At 74.2% G+C, this 18,839-nt stretch carries 8 protein-coding genes; all 8 read right to left on the bottom strand.

The annotated features are described in order from the left end of the window. Positions 1–89 precede the first annotated feature (89 nt). Genes OIE13_RS10970 through OIE13_RS10935 form a run of 8 tightly spaced genes read right to left on the bottom strand, consistent with a single transcriptional unit; the run spans position 90 to position 18,809 of the window. Positions 90–4,154, bottom strand: a complete 4,065-nt coding sequence (locus tag OIE13_RS10970; protein ID WP_326640465.1) for an amino acid adenylation domain-containing protein — start codon at positions 4,152–4,154, stop codon at positions 90–92. Between the two features lie 22 nt (positions 4,155–4,176). Then, on the bottom strand, positions 4,177–4,476 hold the full coding sequence (locus OIE13_RS10965; protein WP_326640467.1) for a phosphopantetheine-binding protein: 300 nt from the start codon (positions 4,474–4,476) through the stop codon (positions 4,177–4,179). Next, a complete protein-coding gene (panD, locus tag OIE13_RS10960) occupies positions 4,473–4,901 on the bottom strand; it encodes an aspartate 1-decarboxylase (RefSeq protein ID WP_326647102.1) in 429 nt (142 codons plus the stop codon). The genes OIE13_RS10965 and panD overlap by 4 nt, the downstream gene beginning before the upstream one ends. A gap of 13 nt (positions 4,902–4,914) precedes the next feature. After that, positions 4,915–8,040, bottom strand: a complete 3,126-nt coding sequence (locus OIE13_RS10955; protein ID WP_326640469.1) for an amino acid adenylation domain-containing protein — start codon at positions 8,038–8,040, stop codon at positions 4,915–4,917. Between the two features lie 8 nt (positions 8,041–8,048). Beyond that, complete coding sequence (locus tag OIE13_RS10950) at positions 8,049–9,644, bottom strand: amino acid adenylation domain-containing protein (RefSeq protein WP_326640471.1); 1,596 nt, start codon at positions 9,642–9,644, stop codon at positions 8,049–8,051. Next, a complete protein-coding gene (locus tag OIE13_RS10945) occupies positions 9,641–12,511 on the bottom strand; it encodes a beta-ketoacyl synthase N-terminal-like domain-containing protein (protein ID WP_326640473.1) in 2,871 nt (956 codons plus the stop codon). Before OIE13_RS10945 ends, OIE13_RS10950 begins: the two co-directional genes overlap by 4 nt. Further along, positions 12,508–14,205 (bottom strand): fatty acyl-AMP ligase, encoded by a 1,698-nt coding sequence (locus OIE13_RS10940; protein ID WP_326640475.1) that lies wholly within the window; start codon positions 14,203–14,205, stop codon positions 12,508–12,510. The genes OIE13_RS10945 and OIE13_RS10940 overlap by 4 nt, the downstream gene beginning before the upstream one ends. After that, positions 14,202–18,809, bottom strand: a complete 4,608-nt coding sequence (locus tag OIE13_RS10935) for an SDR family NAD(P)-dependent oxidoreductase (RefSeq protein ID WP_326829948.1) — start codon at positions 18,807–18,809, stop codon at positions 14,202–14,204. The genes OIE13_RS10940 and OIE13_RS10935 overlap by 4 nt, the downstream gene beginning before the upstream one ends. Between the last annotated feature and the right edge of the window lie 30 nt (positions 18,810–18,839).

Below are 18,839 nucleotides of genomic sequence, written 5' to 3'. Positions count from 1 at the left end.
GGCTGTCGCCCGTCGATGGCATCCCGCATCGCGTCGTAGATGTCCAGGATCGCCTTCTTGGTGCGCTCGAACTGGCGGCCCCACCGACGTCAGGGGGTGAGGAAACGGCTGATCAGGTTGACGTGGGGGGCGCGGAGGAGTTCGTGGTGTTCACCGGGGACCTCGTGGACGGTCAGCTCGGAGACGGTCTGGCGCCAGCCCGCCTCCTGGACGGCGCGCAGCGCGGGCGGGTGCGACTCACTGACCAGCAGGGTGACCCGGCCGTGGAACCAGCCGGCCCGGTAGTCGGCCAGGCCGCGCAGGCTGTCGCGCCAGAGCCCCAGCAGCTCCGGCCCGTACGCCTCGTGGTAGGCGGCCACCTGGGAGGACGTCATGCCCAGCCCGGCGAAGAACCCCACCTTCGAGTCGAGCAGGGCCTGCCGGGCCTCGGCCACGCCCAGCGGGGCCAGCCGGTCGATCAGCGCCTCCAGCTCGGCCAGTTCGCCCAGCAGGTCGGTCACGAACACCTCGGGCAGCACCGAGTCGATCAGCACCACGTGGTCGACGTGGTGGCCGAGCGCCTGTAGCCGCCTGGCCGTCTCGAAGGCCAGCACACCGCCCGCGGACCAGCCGGCGAGCGTGTACGGACGCGCCAGGTCCAGGCCTGATTCCGCCAGTTCCGCGGCGTACCTGGCGGCCATGGACGGCAGTGACCCGGCGTTCACCCCCGATTCCAGCGCCTGTAGTGCGTAGACCGGCCGGTGCGCGGCGAGCCTGGCGGCCAGCCCCGCGTAGCAGAGCGCGGAGCCGCCGAGCGGGTGGAAACAGTAGAGCGGGTCTCCGCCGGAGGCGGAGACGACCAGCGGGGTGATCACGGGAAGTGGTACGGCGGAAGTGCGCTCGGGGCCTCGGTCGGGGAGGGCGGTCGACACGAGAGTGGCGAGGCCGCTGACTGTGGCGTTGGCGAGGAACCTGCGGAGCTTGACCTTCACGCCCAGGCGCTGTTCCACACTCGCCATCAGCCGTACCGCGCCGAGGGAGTCGATACCCCTGGCGAACAGGTCCTCGTCCGCGCCGACGTCGTCGGAGCCGATCCCGAGCAGTCCGGCGATCAGGTCGGCGATCTGCCCCTCGACGGCGGTGCGCGCCCGGCGCGGAGCGGGCTCCTCCTCCGCGTCCCGCGCGGTGGCGGCGTTCACCTCCGGCAGCGCGGATCGGTCCACCTTGCCGTTGCGGTTGAGCGGGATCGCGGGCAGCGGCACGAAGACCGAGGGCACCATGTACTCGGGCAGGCTCCGGGCCAGACCCGCGCGCATCTCGGCCGCCGTGGCGGTGCCGACGACGTAGGCGACGAGCCTTCGCCCTCCTCCGGATCCGGGCCGGGGCTCGGGGACGGGTACGGTTCCAGGTCCAGGCCGGGGCTCGGGGACGGGTACGGTTCCGGATCCGGGCCGGGGCTCGGGGACAGGTACGGTTCCAGGCCGGGGCTCGGGGACGGGTGCGGCGATGACGACCGACTGGTCGACGCCCGGCAGTTCGTCCAGGGCGGCCTCGACCTCTCCCAGCTCGACACGGAATCCCCTTATCTTCACCTGGTCGTCAAGCCTGCCGAGGAACTCGAACTCCCCGTCGGCGCGGAGCCTGCCCAGGTCCCCGGTGCGGTAGAGCCGCGAGCCCGGCGGGCCGAAAGGGTCGGGCAGGAAGCGCTCGGCGGTCAGCGCGGGTCTGCCGTGGTAGCCGCGCACCACGCACTCGCCGCCGATGTAGAGCTCGCCGGGCACCCCCATCGGGAGCGGGCGCATGGTCTCGTCCAGCACGTACATGGCGGTGCCGGGGATGGGCCTGCCGATGGGGACCAGCTCGCCGCCGATCGGGCCGGTCACGGTGTGCACGCAGTTGGCGACGGACGCCTCGGTCGGACCGTACTCGTTGAGCAGCACCGGCGCCGGGTCCAGCGCCTGCCAGAACGCCAGCGCCCGGCTGGGGAAGGCGTCGGCGCCCACCACCAGGACCCCGGCCAGGCCCGCGGCCTGCTCGGCGGAGAGCTGCCCGGCCAGGACCTCCAGGTGTCCGGGGGTGAGCTTGACGAACCCGTAAGGCCGGGCCGACAGCGCGGTGCCCAGCTCGTCCAGGGCGGTGTCCTCGGCGGCGACGTGCAGGCACTGGCCCACCACCAGCGGGGTGTAGATGTTGGGCACGACCATGTCGTAGGCGACCGAGGAGAACAGCGGGGCCCCGCCCACGCCACCGACGGCGTAGGCCGACACGCACCAGCGCAGGAAGTTCACCAGGCCCCGGTGCGGGACCATGACGCCCTTGGGGCGCCCGGTCGAGCCGGAGGTGTAGATGAGGTAGGCCAGGTTGCCGGACGCGGCGGTCGGGTCCGGGTCACCGGAGGGACATCCGGCGGTCTCGGCTTCCAGGGCACCCGCGTCGTCCAGTACCAGCCGGGCACCGGAGTCGGCCAGCATGTACTCCAGGCGGGCGGCCGGCAGCCCGGGGTCGAGCGGCAGGTAGGCGGCCCCGGCCTTCCAGATGCCGAGGAAGGCGGCGACGAGCCAGTCGGAGCGTCGCAGGCGGACGGCGACGATGCTCTCCGGGCCCATGCCCCTGCCGCGCAGCCAGTGCGCGATCCGGTTGGCCCTGGCGTTCAGCTCCCGGTAGCTCAGCCGGGTTCCGCCGAAGGTCAGCGCGACGGCCTGCGGGGTGAGCCGGGCCTGCCGCTCGAAGAGCTCGTGCGCGCAGACCTCCGGTGAACCCAGCGGTTCCGGCCCCCGGCAGGCCGCGAGCAGCGCCTCGCGCTCGGCGGGCGGGAGGATCTCCAGGGCGCTGAGCGGTACGTCGGGTGCGGCGGCGACCTGGGTGAGCAGGTGGACGAAGGACTCGGCGAGCCGCCGGGCGGTGCCGGGCTCGAACAGGTCGACGCGGTAGGTCAGGTGACCCAGCAGGTGGTCGCCCTCGGGCATCAGGGACAGTGCGAGGTCGTACTTGGCGGCGGTGTCGGGGAACTCGAACGGCTCCACTCCCAGGTCGCCGAGCTTGGTGGTCCCCGACAGGCCGGCGTGCAGCTCGTACAGGACGCGGAACAGCGGGGCACGGCCCTGGGCGAGCATCGGGTACGGCAGGTGCTGGTGGGTGAGGGCGTCCAGGCAGTAGGCGCGGACGCGGCGGAGCAGCTCGGTGAAGCTCGGGGCACCCGACAGGTCGGCGCGCATCACCACGGTGTTGAAGAAGGCACCGACGAGGTGCTCGGAGTGCGGCGCGGCGCGGTTGGCGACGGTGCTGCCGAGCGCGATGTCGTCCTGGCCGCAGTGGCGCGACAACAGCGCTGCGAACGCGGCGAGCCCGGCCATGTACGGGGTGGCCCGGCAGCGCCGGGCGACGGCGCCGAGCGCGGCGGCGGTGGCGGCCGGCACGGTGAAGGTCACCGTCTCTCCCTGCGCCGAGGTCTCCGTCGAGGTCTCCGCGGAGGTCTCCGCGGAGATCTTCGCGGCGGGGATGCGGTCGGTGGGCAGGTCGAGCGCGGGCAGGCCGGCCAGGGCGCCGCGCCAGTACGCCAGGGCGGGCGCCGGATCCACCGCCCGCTCGGCGGCCACCACCTCGTCGTACCCGGCGGGCAGCGGGGGCAGCGGGTCGGGCAGGTCCGCGAGGCGGGCCTGGTAGAGGGCGTCGAGCTCACCGAGGAAGACGCCCATGGACCACTCGTCGAAGGCGATGTGGTGCACGGCGAGCACCAGGACGTGGTCGTCGGCGGCCAGCCGGGCGAGCTGGACGCGCAGCACCGGCCCGGCGGCCAGGTCGAACGGCCGCCGCGCCTCGGCGACGGCCGTCCTGCGGACCTCCTCCTCCGACGCCATGGGGTGTACCGGCAGCTCGACCGGCGCCGGTGGCAGCACCGAGGCCACCGGCCGTCCTTCGACGTTCGGGTAGACGGTGCGCAGCGCCTGGTGGCGGGCGACGACGTCACCGAGCGCACCGGCGAGTGCCGGGACGTCCAGCGGGCCGCGCAGGCGCAGCGCCAGGCAGACGTTGTACTCCGTCCCCGTGGGGTCCAGCTGGTGGCTGAGCCACATCCGTTCCTGCGCGTACGAGAGCCCTCCCCCGAGCGGCCGCCCTCCGGGCGAGGACGTCCCGGGGAGCGTGGACTCGGGCGTCGGCGTCCCGGCGGGGGACACCCCGGACGAGGATGGCCCAGTCTCAGGCGCTACGACCGGCACCTTCCACCTCCAGCGACGAGTGCGACGGGTGCGGTGACGCCCCGTCTTCCAGCAGGTCGATGACGACCTGCGCCAGCTCGGCCACCGTCGGGTGGGTGAACACGTCCGCGACCGGCACCTCGACGCCGTGCCGTGCCCGGATCCTGGCGACAAGCTGGATGGCGACCAGCGAGTGCCCCCCGGCCTCGAAGAAGTCGTCGTCGAGACCGACGCTCTCCAGGCCGAGCAGTAGCGCCCAGTCGTCGGCCAGCGCCCGGTGGACGGGGGTGTGCGTGTTCATCGTGGCCTCCTGGCCGCACCCGCGGGTGCGAACTGGTCTTCGGCCCCCGGCACCGGGCGGGCGGGGTCGTGGTCGATGTGGACGATCCGGTTGGCCCCGTCCACGTGGACGACCCGGGGCCGGTAGCCTCGCAACTCCGCGCCCGAGTACTGGCCGTAGGAGATCAGGATCACCATGTCCCCCGGGGCGACCAGGTGTGCGGCGGCTCCGTTGATGCCGATCACCCCGCTGCCGCGCTCCCCGGTGATGACGTACGTCTCCAGGCGGGCGCCGTTGGTGATGTCGACGATCGCCACCTGCTCGCCGTCCATCAGGTCGGCGGCCTCCATCAGCTCCTCGTCGATCGTCACCGAGCCGACGTAGTGCAGGTCGGCGTGGGTGACCGTCGCTCGGTGGATCTTGGATTTGAACATCGTGCGCAGCATCTCGAACTTCCGTTCACGCATGGGGAACCGGTGACAGTGCCGAGAGCGGCGCGTGCGGGTCACGCACCGCCGCTCCCAGCAGATGCAGCCATGCATCCACCAGACTCTCGACGGTGGGTCCGTCGAACAGGCCGGTGTTGTAGGCGACCTCGCCGATGATCGAGTCCGGGGTCTCCGCGACCGAGCAGACGAGGTCGGCGACCGTGGTACGAGTCGCCAGGTCGATGGGGGTCACCGTCAGCTGTGGCAGGCGTACGCCCTCGGCGCCGGTGAGCGCGCTGAGCGGGACGCCGTTGAAGATGACGTCGAAGAAGGGGGAGCGGCCGGGGGCGCGCGGCGGGCGCAGCGCCTGGACCAGCCGCTCCAGCGGGACGTCCTGGTGGGCGTAGGCGCCGTGGACCACCTCACGGACGCGGCCGAGCAGTTCGACGAAGGTCGGGTCGCCGCCGCAGGGGGTGCGCAGCACCAGCGTGTTGACGAAGAAACCGATCATCTGCTCGGTCTCCGGGCGGGTCCGGCCGGGTACCGGGGAGCCCACCGCGACGTCGGCGCCGCCGGACGCCTGGAAGAGCGTGGCCTGGAAGGCGCCGAGCAGGGCGGCGAAGAGCGTCGTGCCCGCCTCGCGGCCGAGCCGGCGCAGCTCCTCGGTGACCCGTTCGTCGATCATGAAGGAGACCCTGGCGCCCGCGTAGGTCTGCACCGGCGGGCGCGGCCGGTCGACGGGCAACTCGGCCGGGGTGATCCCGGCCAGCCGGCCGCGCCAGTAGTCGAACTGCTCGCCGCCCGCGGCGTGCTCGCGCTGCCAGGCGGCGTAGTCCACGTACTGCGCGGCCGGCTCGGGGAGCACCGCGGGCCGCCCGGCCAGCGCGGCCTCGTACAGGGTGGCCAGTTCCTGCCAGAGCACCTGCTCGGAGGCGGCATCGTAGGCGACGTGGTGGACGACCAGGGAGAACACGTGCTCGTAGGCGTCCAACCGGGTCAGCCTGGCTCGCACCGGCGCGGCGGCGGCGAGGTCGAAGGGGGTTTCCCAGTCGGCCTGCAGGGCGTCGGAGGCGGCGCTCTCCCGGGCGATGCGGGTCTGGCCGGGCGCGACGCCGACCGTCAGCCGGGGTCCGCGGGCGTCGATGCGCACCTCGGGAATGCCTGCGGGGCTCTCCACGTACCGGGTCCGCAGGATCTCGTGCCGGGCGACCAGTTCGTCGAACGCCTGGCGGAACGCCGCCACGTCGAGGTGGCCGTGCAGGCGGCAGGCGGTCGGCACGTTGTACGCGGTCGAGCCCGGCGCCAGCCGGTGCAGGAACCAGAGGCGTTCCTGACCGTAGGAGAGCGGCAGTGTCCCCTCGCGGGACACCCTCGGCAGCGGCGGGAGCTGCTCGGCGCGAGTCTCGGCCACCTCCTCGGCGAGCTCCTCCAGCGACTCGGCGGAGAAGAGCAGGTAGAGCGGGAAGTCGATGCGCAGGTCGTCCTGGATGCGGAACATGACCTGGGTGGCGAGCAGGGAGTTGCCGCCCAGCTCGAAGAAGTTGTCGTCCAGGCAGACCGTGTCCAGATCCAGGACGTCGGCCCAGATGGTGGCCAGCGTCTGCTGCACGGCGGTGACCGGGGGCCTCCCCTCGGCCCGCTCGGCGGGCGGGGCGATCTCCGGCAGCGCGGCCCGGTCCACCTTCCCGCTGCTGGTCAGCGGCATCCGGTCGATCACCGCGAGCTGCGCGGGGATGAGATACGGCGGGAGCCGGTCGACCAGATGGGCCCGCAGCTCCGCCGGGTCGGGGGCGGCGCCGGAGGCCACCACGTAGCCGAGCAGGCGCTCCCCGGCGACCGTGACGGCGGAGCGCTCGACCCCGGGGTGGGCGTCCAGGGTGGCCTCGATCTCGCCCAGCTCGACCCGTACCCCGCGGATCTTGACCTGGTGGTCGGTGCGGCCGAGGAAGTCCAGGGCGCCGTCGGGGCGGCGCCGCCCCAGGTCGCCGGTGCGGTACAGCCGCGAGCCCGGCGGGCCGTACGGGTCGGGGACGAAGCGCTCGGCGGTCAGCGCGGGCCTGCGGTGGTAGCCGCGTGCCAGGCCGATCCCGCCGATGAACAGCTCGCCCGCCGCCCCGTCGGGTACGAGGTCTCCCGCCTCGTCCAGCACGTGCACGGTGTTGCCGGTGAAGGGCGTCCCGACGGAGACGACCGGGCCCGCGTGCGGGTCGTGCGGGTCGTAGGTGTACATGGTGGAGTCGATCGACACCTCGGTGGCGCCCCACTGGTTGTGCAGCCCGCAGCCGTACACGCCGATCTGTTCGTGGAAGGCGAGCGCCAGGGGTGCGGTCAGCGCCTCCCCGCTGGAGATCACGTGGCGCAGGTGCGGCAGCGGCGGCAGCCCGGCGCGGCGATGCGCCGCCAGGAACAGTGCGAGCATGCTGGGCACGAACTGTACGACGACGGCGCCGAAGCGCGAGGTGGCCTCCAGCAGCGCCACCGGGTCCCGGTGCTCGCCCGGCGGCAGGATCGCCACCACCCCGCCGGTCGACAGCGGCCAGAACACCTCCACCGCCGAGTCGTCGAAGCTGAGCGTGGTCTTGTGCAGCACGGCCTCGCCTGGTTCGAGGCGGTACTCGGCCTGCATCCACCGCATCCGGTTGACCCAGCCCCCGTGCGTGCTGGCGACCCCCTTGGGGATGCCCGTCGAGCCGGAGGTGTAGTAGAGGGAGACCAGGTCGCCCGGGCGTACCCCGGAGTCGGCGGGGGTCGTCGGGTGGCGGTCGATCAGCGCGCTGTCGCGGTCGAGCAGCACGACGCGGGTGAGGTCGCCGGGCAGCAGGTGGGCGAGTGCCTGCTCGCCCACCGACACCGGCGCCGCGCCCTCGGCGACCATGAGCCGCACCCGGGCGGGCGGTGCGTCGGGGTCGATCGGCAGGTAGGCTCCGCCCGCCTTGAGGATGCCGCACAGCGCGATGACCAGGTCCAGTCCCCGGTGCACGCACACCGCCACGGGGGTGTCGGCGACCACTCCCAGCTCGCGCAGGTGGTGGGCGAGCTGGTTGGCACGCCGGTCCAGCTCGCGGTAGGTCAGGGTGTGGCCGTCGGCATCGATGACGGCCACGGCGCGCGGGGTCCGCTCCACCTGGGCTTCGACCAGCTCGTGCAATCCGGCCACGACTTCTCCTAACGGTTCGCCGACGCCAGCAGGGCGACGCGGTCGATCTTCTTGGTGGGGGTCAGCGGGAAGGCGCCGCGCACCTCGATCCTGGACGGGATCATGTACGCGGGCAGGTGGGCGGCCAGGTGCCTGCGCAGCGCCCGGGGGGTGACGTCTCCCTGGGCGAACAGCAGCAGGCCCTCGTCCACGACGTGCGCGGCGGCCAGCTCGACCAGCGGGTGCTCCTGGGCCACGCACTCGATCTCGCCCAGCTCGATCCGGTAGCCGCGCAGCTGGACCTGCCGGTCGCGGCGTCCGGTGAACCAGAGCCGGCCGTCGGGGCGCAGCCGGCCCAGGTCACCGGTCCGGTAGAGCCTGCCGTACTCGGGGTGGTCGACGAACCGTTCGGCGGTCAGCTCGGGGGCGCCACCGTAGCCGAGGGCCACGCCGAGCCCGCCGACGTGGATCTCGCCCTGCTCGCCGTCCGGTACCCGCTCACCGGCGTCGTCGAGCAGGACGACGCGGTAACCGGCCAGCGGCCTGCCCACCGGCAGCGGGTCCGGCTCCTGGGCGGTGACGAGCCCGGCGGTGCACCACACGGTGACCTCGGTGGGACCGTAGAAGTTCCAGACGCGCCCGGCGCGGCCGGCCAGCTCGGCGGCCAGCCGGGCGGTCAGCACCTCGCCGCCGCAGACGGCCTGCAACTCCTCGCGCCCCGGCGTCAGGTACGGCAGCAGAAAGTGCCAGGCGGTGGGGGTGGCGTGCACGACGGTGACCCGGTGCCTCTCCAGCCAGCCCACCAGCCGTTCCGGGGCGGCCTGGAGCGCCTCGGAGGTCACCAGGGTCGCACCGCCGTGACTGAGCGGGACGAACATCTCCAGCAGCGCGATGTCGAAGGAGAAGGTCTGGTTGGCGGCGTACCGGTCGGCGGGACCGGGGACGAGTAGTTCGGCGACGGCGCGCACGCAGTTGTGCAGCGAGGCGTGCGAGACCCGCACCGCCTTGGGCCGCCCGGTGGAACCGGAGGTGAACATCACATACGCGCACCGCTCCGGCTCGGCGTCACCGGTCCGCAGCTCGTCCGTGTCCTCGCACGGCTCGCGCGTGTCCCCGGTGCGCGGTACGGAGTCGAGCAGCAGGCTCATGCCCGCCTGGCGCTGCTGGAAGCGCAGCCGCTCGGGTGGCAGGGCCGGATCGAGAGGCAGGAAGACCGCGCCGGCCTGCCAGATGCCCAGGATCACCGCCACGTAGTCGGCCGAACGGGGCAGCGCGACACCGACCACGTCACCGGGGCGCGCACCCCTCTCTCGCAGGATGCCGGCCACCGCGTTGGCACGGGCGGCGAGCCGCCCGTAGGTGAGCTCGGAGGCGGGGTCGAGGGCGGCGACCGCGCCGGGAGCGCGTCTCACCTGCCGGGCCACCTCGTGCAGGACGGTGTTCATACGGTCGTCTTCCTGCTGGGCCACCTCATGCGGAACGGTGTTCACGCGGTCGTCTTCCTGCCTGGCCACCTCATGCGGAACGGTGTTCACGCGGTCGTCTCCCTGCCGGGCCACCTCATCCGGGATGGTGTTCACGCGGTCGTCTCCCTGCCGGGCCACCTCATCCGGGACGGTGTTCACGCGACCATCTCCTGTGGGACGGTGCCGATGTGGCCGTGCGCGGGCAGGTGCGCGGGCCGTTCGCGAGACCAGGGAAGCAGCGGAATGGACGCCACGGCCCCCGGCGGGTTGAGCGCGGCCCAGTCGAGGTCGTGGCCGAGCTCGTAGAGGCGGATCAGCACACCGGGCAGGTCGCTCGCGGTGGCGCAGCGCACCACGCGGGCTTGTCTGCCACCCGGGGCGCCGCGCAGCCGGGGGCCGAGTTCGGCGGCACCGATCTCCACGAAGGTGCGTACTCCCCGGTCCAGTGCGACGGCGAGCGCGTCGCCGAGCAGGCTCGGGGTGACCAGGTGGCGCGCCCAGTGCCAGGCACCCTGCGCATGGCCGTCGATCGGCCCGCCGGTGAGCGTCGACAGCGCCACCGTCTCACCTGCGTTGACCGGCAGCCCCTCCAGGGCGAGTTCCAGCTCGGCGGCGAGTGGCGCGGCCAGCGCGCTGTGGTCGGCGGTGGCGGGTCCGAGGTCGCCACAGAGCACGTCCCCCGCGGTGAGGGTGGCGGCCAGGGTGGCCAGCGCGGCCCGGGGGCCGACGATGACACAGGTCTGCGCGTCCTCCACGGTGGCCACCGCGAGCGCGGGACCGATTCGCGCGCACAGCGCCTCCGCCAGCCTGCGCGCCAGCCGCACCCGCAGGGCATGCACCGGCGCAGGCCCGGCCAGCAGCCTGGCGCGGTGCCCGGCGACGGCGTCCGCGGCGGTGAGCGACAGCACGCCGCGGTAGCGGGCGGCGGCGACCTCCCCCGCGCCGTGGCCGATCACCAGGTCGGGACGGACGCCCGCCCGGCGCAGCTCGGCGGCGAGGTCGGCGTGCACGGCGGCCGTCCCGGCGGCCGGCTCGTCGGCGAAGACCAGGGCCAGGCCGCCGGGTGCCGCGCCGCCGAGTGTCGCGGCGGCCAGGTCGGTCAGTGCCCTGTCGAGCTCCCGGCTCAGTTCGGCGGCGTCGGCGCCGGTCACCCCGACCCGGTAGGCGTGGTGGTCGCGCCGTTCCCCGGCCGTGTGGCAGGCCGCCACCAGGTCCAGCTCCGGATCGTCCAGCGCGGTCCGCCAGCGCACGACCAGCTCCCGCAGCCCGGCGTGCGTGTGCGCCGAGAGCGGCAGGTAGTGGCGGGTGCGCGAAACCGCTGTCGGCGGATACGACCACGTCTCGGCGGGCGGTCCCCCCTCGCAGTCCTCCCAGTCCTGCCGCCGGGCAGGAGCGCCTCCAGGCGTGACGGGCGTGACGGGCGTGACGGGTGTGCGTCGCCGCTCGGGCGGCGCCTGGAGGATCAGATGGGCGTTGGTGCCGCCGAAACCGAAGGAGCTGACGCCGGCCAGGCGGCCGGCCCAGGGTTCCAGGCTCCGCTGCACACGCAGGCCGCCGCCGGACCAGTCGAAATCCTCGGCGAGGTCGGTGGCGTGCAGGCTGGCCGGCAGCGTGCCGTGGAAGAGCGCGAGGGCCAGCTTGGCCAGGCCGGCCGCGCCGGCCGCCGCCTCCAGGTGCCCCAGGTTGCTCTTGACCGAGCCGATCCGCAGCGCGGCACGGCGTGGCGCCGTGCCCAGCACCTCCGACAGGGCGCGCAGCTCCATCAGGTCGCCCAGCCGGGTGCCCGAGCCGTGCGCCTCGACGTAGCCGACGTCACCGGGGTCGACCCCCGCGGCGCGGCACGCCGCGCGCAGCAGCCGTACCTGCGCGGGGGCGCTCGGCGACATCAGACCGTTGGTACGCCCGTCGCTGTTGACCGCGCCACCGAGGATGAGCGCGTAGATCCGGTCTCCGGCGGCAATCGCGTCGCCCAGGCGCCGGAGCGTCACCATGACGGCGCCCTCGGAGCGGCCCATGCCGTCGGCCCCGGCGCCGAAGGACCTGCACCGGCCGTCGGGGGCCAGCACGCCCGCCGTACGGAAGCACAGGCCGATGTCCGGCGAGAGGATGGCGTTGACCCCGCCGGCGAGGGCGGTGTCGCACTGACCCGTCCGCAGTGCGGTCACCGCCTGGTGGACGGCGACCAGCGACGACGAGCAGGCGGTGTCGACGGACATCGAGGGGCCGTGCAGGTCGAAGACGTAGGAGATGCGGTTGGCGGCCACGCTGTGCGCCACGCCGGTCGGGGTGTAGAGGCCGGGCTCGGCCGCGGCGGGCCCGGGGCTGAAGCTGCGGACCAGGAAGTCCCCGCTGCTGATGCCCGCGAACACGCCCGTCTGGCTCCCGGCCAGATCGGCGAGGCGGAGCCCGGCGTCCTGCAGGGACTCGTGCGCGACCTCCAGCAGCATCCGCTGCTGCGGGTCCATCGCCTCCGCCTCGCGGGCGTTGACCGTGAAGAACGCCGGGTCGAAGCCCTCCACGTCCGGCAGGAACCCGCCCTCGCCCACCCCCGGCTCGCGCCAGCCCGGGTGGTGCGCGGCCCGCTCGCCCGGCACCGTGCCGACCGCGTCGACGCCGTCCGCCAGCAGCCGCCAGAGCCGCCCGGGGCCGTCGGCCCCCGGCAGGCGGCAGCCGATGCCGACGATCGCCACCGGTTCGACGGAGTAGGCGGGGGTCTCGCGGTCGGGCTGCCGTAGCGGCCCCTCCGAAGCGCGGGAGGTGTCGCGGTCGGGAAGGACGGTGTTCGGTAGCGGAGGGTCCGGCTGCCGTACGGCTCCCGCCAGATGTTCGGCCAGGGCGCGAGGGGTGGGGTGGTCGTAGAAGACCGTGTTCGGCAACGGGGTGCCCAGCCGGGCCTCCAGTTCGGTGGCGAGGGCGACCGCGTCGGCCGAGCCGATGCCGTAGTCGATGAACAGCCGGTCGGCGTCGACAGCGGCCAGGCCGGCGCGTTCGGCGACCAGGGAGGTCAGCAGGTCCAGGAGGCTCATCGCCCGGCCGCCACCGGGTCGGCGTCCGCGAGGGCGGGTGAGGTCCATCCGGCCAGCACGGTGAAGCGGCCCTCCGCCAGCATGGCGCTGCACTCGCGGCGCCGGATCTTTCCGCTGGTGGTCTTGGGGACGCTGCGCGGCTCGACCAGGAACACCCCGTCGAGCAGCACGTCGTGCTCCCTGGCCACCGCGAGACGGATCTCGGTGATCAGCTCGCCGAGATCCCCCGCGGTCGCGGCCGTGACCTCGGCGACCACCACCGCGGCCTCGGCCTGCGGCACGTCGCCGGTGGGCTCGGTGGCGAAGGCGGCGCCGCAGCCGCCCCGCACGGCGGGGCTGACCCGCTCGACGGTGTACTCGACGTCCTGGGGGTAGTGGTTGACCCCGTTGAGCACGATCAGGTCCTTGTGCCGGCCGACGATCACCACGCTGTCGCCGTCCAGCACGCCGAGGTCTCCGGTACGCAGGAAGCTCTCCTCGCGCCCCGGCAGCCGGGCGTGGAAGGTCTCGGCGGTGGCGTCGGGGCGCTGCCAGTAGCCGGCCGCCACCGAGGGCCCCGACACCCACACCTCGCCCACCTCGCCGGGCTCCCGCGCCAGCCCGGTGTCGGGGTCGGCGATCTGGACGACCGTGTCGTCCAGCGGGGTGCCGCAGCGCACGTAGTGGCGCTCCCCCACCTGTACGCCGGGGTCGGCGACCGACAGCGGCCCGGTGGAGACGACCAGGGTGGCCTCGGCCATGCCGTACCCGACGTGCAGGCTCGCGGCGTCGAACCCGGCGGGGGCGAACCGCTCGGCGAAGCGCCGCAGGGTGTCCCGCCTGATCGGCTCGGCACCGTTGATCGCCACCCGCCAGCCGCTCAGGTCCAGGGTGGCGATCTCGGCGTCGGTGACCTTGCGGGCGCACAGCTCGTAGGCGAAGTTGGGCGCGTAGCAGAGTTGCCCGCCGTGGTCGGAGATGGCTCGCAGCCAGGCGAACGGCCGCGCGGCGAACGCCTGCGGCGACATCTTCACCACGTGCGCTCCCCACAGCAGCGGCGACAGCAGCGATCCGATGATCCCCATGTCGTGGTAGAGCGGCAGCCAGGAGACCGTGGTCGTCTCGTGGCCGGCCCCGACGGCGGCGGCCACCGCGCGGGCGTTGTGCGTCAGGCCGCCGTGGGTGACCATGACGCCTTTGGGGTTGCCGGTGGAACCCGAGGTGTACTGCAGGAACGCCAGGTCGCCGGGGGCGGGCAGCACCCAGTGGTCGGCGGCGTCGCCGAGGAACAGGTCGGCGAAGTGCAGCCAGCCGCGGAAGCCGGGCAGGGTCGCCGGCGCGTCCGCGTCGGGGAGCGGCTCGGGGGCGATCGCGTAGGCGGCGCCGGAGTCGCGGGCGATGGAGGCGATCTTCGACCAGGCGGATCTGAAGTGCGCGAGGGAGGGCAGGTAGACGGGCACGGGCAGGGCGCCGGCCAGCATGCAGCCGTAGAAGACGGGCGCGTACTCGGCGGAGGAGGGGCAGACCAGCAGCACGCGCTCGCCGCACGCGCCGGCCTCGGTGAGGCGGGTGGCGACCTGGCGGGCACGCAGCGCCAGCTCGGCGAAGGTCCACCGGGTGCTCTCGCCCCTGCCCAGGAAGGTCAGCGCCGGGCGCTCACCGTGCTCGTCGGCGGTGCTCAGCAGCGACGCCAGCACCGAATCATGAAATGTCATGCCATACCTCCGATGTGGTCGTTGAGAAGCTCGTCCAGCAGGGCGTCCACCTGGGCGTCGGACAGGGCGTCCAGCCGCGCCGCCATCGGGTCACGGGTATCGATCTCGCCGACCGGCCTGTCGTCCAGATGGGCGCTCACCCGCCCGGCCAGCTCGGTGACGGTGGGACCGTCGAGGAAGGCCGGGGCCGGCAGGCGCACCCCGAGCCGGGCCTCCAGGAGGTTGCGCAACTCGACGGCCATCAGCGAGTCCAGTCCCAGCCGGGTCAGCGACGTCTTCGGGTCGATCGCGGCCGGTGAGGTGCGCAGCACCCCCGCCACCCACTCGACGAGCGCCCGCTCCAGCTCCTGGGGGGTCGTGATGCTCAGCCGGCCGGCCCCGGCGTGGCCGGCCGCCAGCCCGGCGAAGATCGACCAGTGCTCGTGTCCCGGGTTGTTCGCGAACCAGGTGGGCGCGTCCAGCGGGACAACCGCCACCTGGGCCGGCAGCTCGGCGAGCAGCTCGGCGAGGATCCGCAGGCCCGACGCGGTGTCGATGGAACCCATGCCCCGGTCGGCCAGCCTGCCCGCCCGGTCCGGCCGGGCGGCGAGCCCGATCTGTGACCAGACGCCCCAGTCGACGCTGGTGGCGGGCAGGCCCCGCCGCCGCCTCCAGTGCGCGAAACCGTCCAGGAAGGCGTTGGCCGCCGCGTAACCGGCCTGGCCGCCGGAGCCGAGCAGCCCGGCCGCCGAGGAGAACAGCACGAACAGCTCCACCGGGTCGTCGCAGGTCAGCCGGTGCAGGTTGCGGGTGCCGGCCACCTTGGGGCGCAGCACCTCGGCCACCTCGTCGAGGTCGACGGCGGCGATCGTGCGGTCGCGCAGCACCCCGGCGGCGTGCAGGACACCACGGATGGGCGGCGCCTGGGCGCGAAGCCCGTCGAGCGCCCGCTCCAGCGCGCCCGCGTCGGCGACATCGGCGGCCAGCACCACGACCCGCACGCCCTGCTCGCGGAGCGCGGCGATCCGCTCCCGTGCGGCCTGCCCTGGCTCGCTCCTGCCCAGCAGGGCGAGGTGCCTGGCTCCCTGCCGTACCAGCCCCTCGGCCGCGGCCAGGCCGAGACCGCCCAGACCTCCGGTGACCAGGTAGGTGCCGTCGGCGCGCAGCCGGGGCCGGTCGAAGGTGAGCACCACCTTGCCTATGTGCCTGGCCGAGGCCATGTGCCGGAACGCCGCCTCGGCCTCCGCCGCGGGGAAGGCCGTCACCGGCAGCGGGCCGAGTTCGCCCGCCCCGACCGTGTCCACCACCTCGCGCAGCATCGCGCCGACCAGCGCCGGGCGCCGTCCGGCCAGCGAGAACGCCTCCACCGCGTGAAAGGACAGGCTCTTGGCGAAGGGGGCGAGCGGCAGCGGCCGGTTCTCCGCGATGTCGCGCTTGCCGAGTTCGACGAACCGGCCGAAGGGCGCCAGGATCCGCAGTCCCTCGTCGACGGCCTGTCCGGCCAGGCAGTTGACCACCATGTCGACCCCGGCGCCGCCGGTGACCTCCAGGACCTGGTCGGCGAAGTCCAGCGAGCGCGAGTCGAAGACGTGCCGGACGCCCTGTTCCCTGAGCCAGGCCCGCTTGCCGGGCGAGCCCGCGGTGGCGAGGACCTCCGCGCCCGCCCGCCGGGCCAGCCGTACCGCCGCCTGGCCGACGCCTCCGGCCGCGGCGTGGATCAGCACCCGCTCCCCCGCCTCCAGCCGGGCCAGCCGCTCCATGCCGTAGACCACGGTGACGTACGCCGCGGGGAGCGTCGCCGCCGCGGTGAAGTCCAGATCACCGGGGATGGGCACGGCCAGCCGGGCGTCCACTGTGACGTGCGAGGCCATCGCGCCGATCTCGGCGACCAGGGCCACCACCCGGCTGCCTACGGCCAGGCCCGTGACGTCGTCGCCGACGGCGGTCACCTCGCCCGCGCACTCCAGGCCGTAGCCGAACGGCTCCGGCTGCTCGCCCAGCATGCCGATCCCGCGCAGCACGTCGTTGAAGTTGAGCCCGGCGGCGTGTACCCGGATCAGTACCTCTCCCGCCCCCGGCGCCCGGGGAACGTCCTCGGCCAGAGAGAGGGTGGCCAGGTCCTGCCGGGTACGCTGGACGAGCCTGTGCGGGCCGCGCGGCCCGGCCGGTCGCGGGGTGAGGCGCGGCGCGAACGGCCTGCCGCCTCGCAACGCGACCTCGTTCTCACCCGCGAGCCTCCAGGTGGGCCGCTCGTCCTCGGCGTCGGCCGGGATCCTGGAGGACGGCTCATGCCCGCCGCCGAGGTCGGCCGAGTCCGGGGAGGACCACTCGTTCCCCGCGTCGGTGTCGCCCGGGATCCGGGAGGACGATCCACCTCCCGCGCCCAGGTCGGCCGGGGTCCAGCAGGACGGCTCGTGCTCGCCGTCCAGATCGATCAGGGTGCAGCGCAGCTCGGGGTGTTCGTGCCTGATCGTGCGCGCCATCCCCCACACGGCGGCGGCGTCGGGGTCCACCGGGTCGCCCGGCTCGACCGGCTGGGCGTTCCTGGTCACCACCCACAGCCGGTCCGGCTCCGGCTGGGCGATCAGCTCCCGGGTCAGGTCCAGCAGCGACCGCAGCGCCTCCTCGGCGGGCCGTCCCGGTTCGACCCGGTGGACCACGCCGCCGAACGGCTCGTCCGCGCCCATCTCCACCGGCACCCAGCACGTGCTGTACGTCCAGCCGCCGGTCCCGGCGCCGCGCGCGATCCGGTGCAGCCGCACCCCGCGCAGTGCCAGTACCACCCGGCCGTCCTCGTCGCAGGCGTCGATGTCGAGCGTCACCTCCGCCCCGTCACCCGTTCCGGCGTTCTGGTACGGAGCGGCGTCCGCCTCCGGGTGCGCGCCGCCCCCGGCACCGCCCCCGGCACCGCCCCTGTCGCCGCCCCTGTCGCCGGCCCTGTCGCCGGCCCTGTCGCCGGCCCTGTCGCCGGCCCTGTCGCCGACGTCGCCGCCCCCGTCGCCGATGTCGTCGCCGGGGCCCGTCGCGGACGCGACCCTGGCGTGCGCCCAGCGGGCCGCGCCCACCTCGCCGAGCACCGACACCCGGGCCACCCCCCGGGGCAGGTAGAGGTCGTCGCCTTCGGCGAGGATGGGCGCCGCCGCCTGCAGGCAGGCGTCCAGCAGCGCCACGTCGAGGCGGTACGGCCAGGGGCCGGAGGCGAGCTCGCCGTCGCGGGCCCGCGAGAGGGGGGAGGCGGCGCGCAGGCGGGCGAGGGACTCTCCGGGGGCGGTGCAGACCTCCTCGATCCGCTGGAAGGCCGGGCCGTAGCGCATGCCCCTGGCGGTGAAGCCCGAATACAGCTCCTCCGCTGCGATCCGGGTGGCGCACCTGGACCTGAGCGGCGACAGCTCCAGGTGCGCCACGGTCTGCGGGGTCGCGCGGGAGGCCGAGGCGTGGGTCCGCCCCTCGACGGTGAGGTCGATCGAGTCACCGTCGAGCCGGGTGGCCAGGCGGCGCGGCGCGTCCAGGAGCAGCGGGGCGTGGAACTCCACCCCGGCCAGCGCGCCGGAGTGCTCCAGGGCGGCCGCCAGGTATCCGGCGCCGGGGAAGACCGGCCGGCCCTCGACCCGGTGGTCGCCCAGAGGGCCGTCCGCGGTGAGCTCCACCTCGCGCAGGCGGGCGAGCGAGCCGGCGAAGGCGGCGCCGTCCTCCTTGTGCACGGACGCCAGCAGCCGGGCGTCGACGTCGCGCAGCCCGGACAGCAGGGTGGGGTGCGGGCTGAGCTCGACGAACGTGTCGTAGCCCGCGTCCAGGAGTTGCCGGATCACCGGCCAGAACAGGACGGGCTCGCGCAGGTTGCGGCACCAGTAGTCGGCGTCGAGCACCGCGCCGGGGCGGCCGGTGACGGTCGACCAGAGCGGGATCCCCGCGCGGTTCGGCACCAGGGCGGCCAGTTCCTCGCGCAGCTCCGGCAGGAGGGGGTCGACGTGGTGGCTGTGGCCGGCGACGTCGGCGCCGACCAGGCGGCAGAAGACGTCCTCCCAGCGGAGCTGCTCGACGAGCGCGTGGACCGCGTCGTGGTCGCCCGCCACCACCGTCGAGCCGGGCGCGTTGGCGGCGGCCAGGCAGATCCGGCCGGCGCCGGTTCCACCGCCACCGGGAACCCCGGGAATGCCGGGTGCGGCCCCACGGTGGCCGTTCTGCTCGGCGACCAGGGCGGCGGTCTCCTCCCAGCCGAGGCCGACCAGCGCCATGGCGCCCGCCCCGCTGAGCCTGCGGTAGAGCCGGCTGCGTACGCCGACGACCTTGGCCGCCTCCGCCAGGGTCAGGGCGCCCGCCACGTGGGCGGCGGCGATCTCGCCCAGGCTGTGCCCGACCACCGCGGCGGGTACGACGCCGTTGGCCGCCCAGAGCCTGGCCAGCCCGATCTGGAGGGCGAAGAGAGCAGGCTGGACCACGTCGATCCGGTCGGCGTCGATCCTGCCCGCGAGCACGTCGGTGACGGATCGGTCCGTGTACGGTTCGAGCGCGAGCTCGCACTCCCGGATCGCCGCGACGAAGACCGGTTCCTGCTCCAGCAGGGCACTTCCCATGCCACGCCACTGGGCACCCTGGCCGGGAAAGACGAAAACGACACCGTTCATGCCGAGAAGCATCGCCAGGCGCGGCTCCGG

It is taken from the genome of Streptosporangium sp. NBC_01810 (assembly GCF_035917355.1).
Lineage (GTDB): Bacteria > Actinomycetota > Actinomycetes > Streptosporangiales > Streptosporangiaceae > Streptosporangium.
The sequence above is the reverse complement of the archived record's forward strand: the minus strand, read 5'-3'. Positions and strand labels throughout refer to the sequence as shown.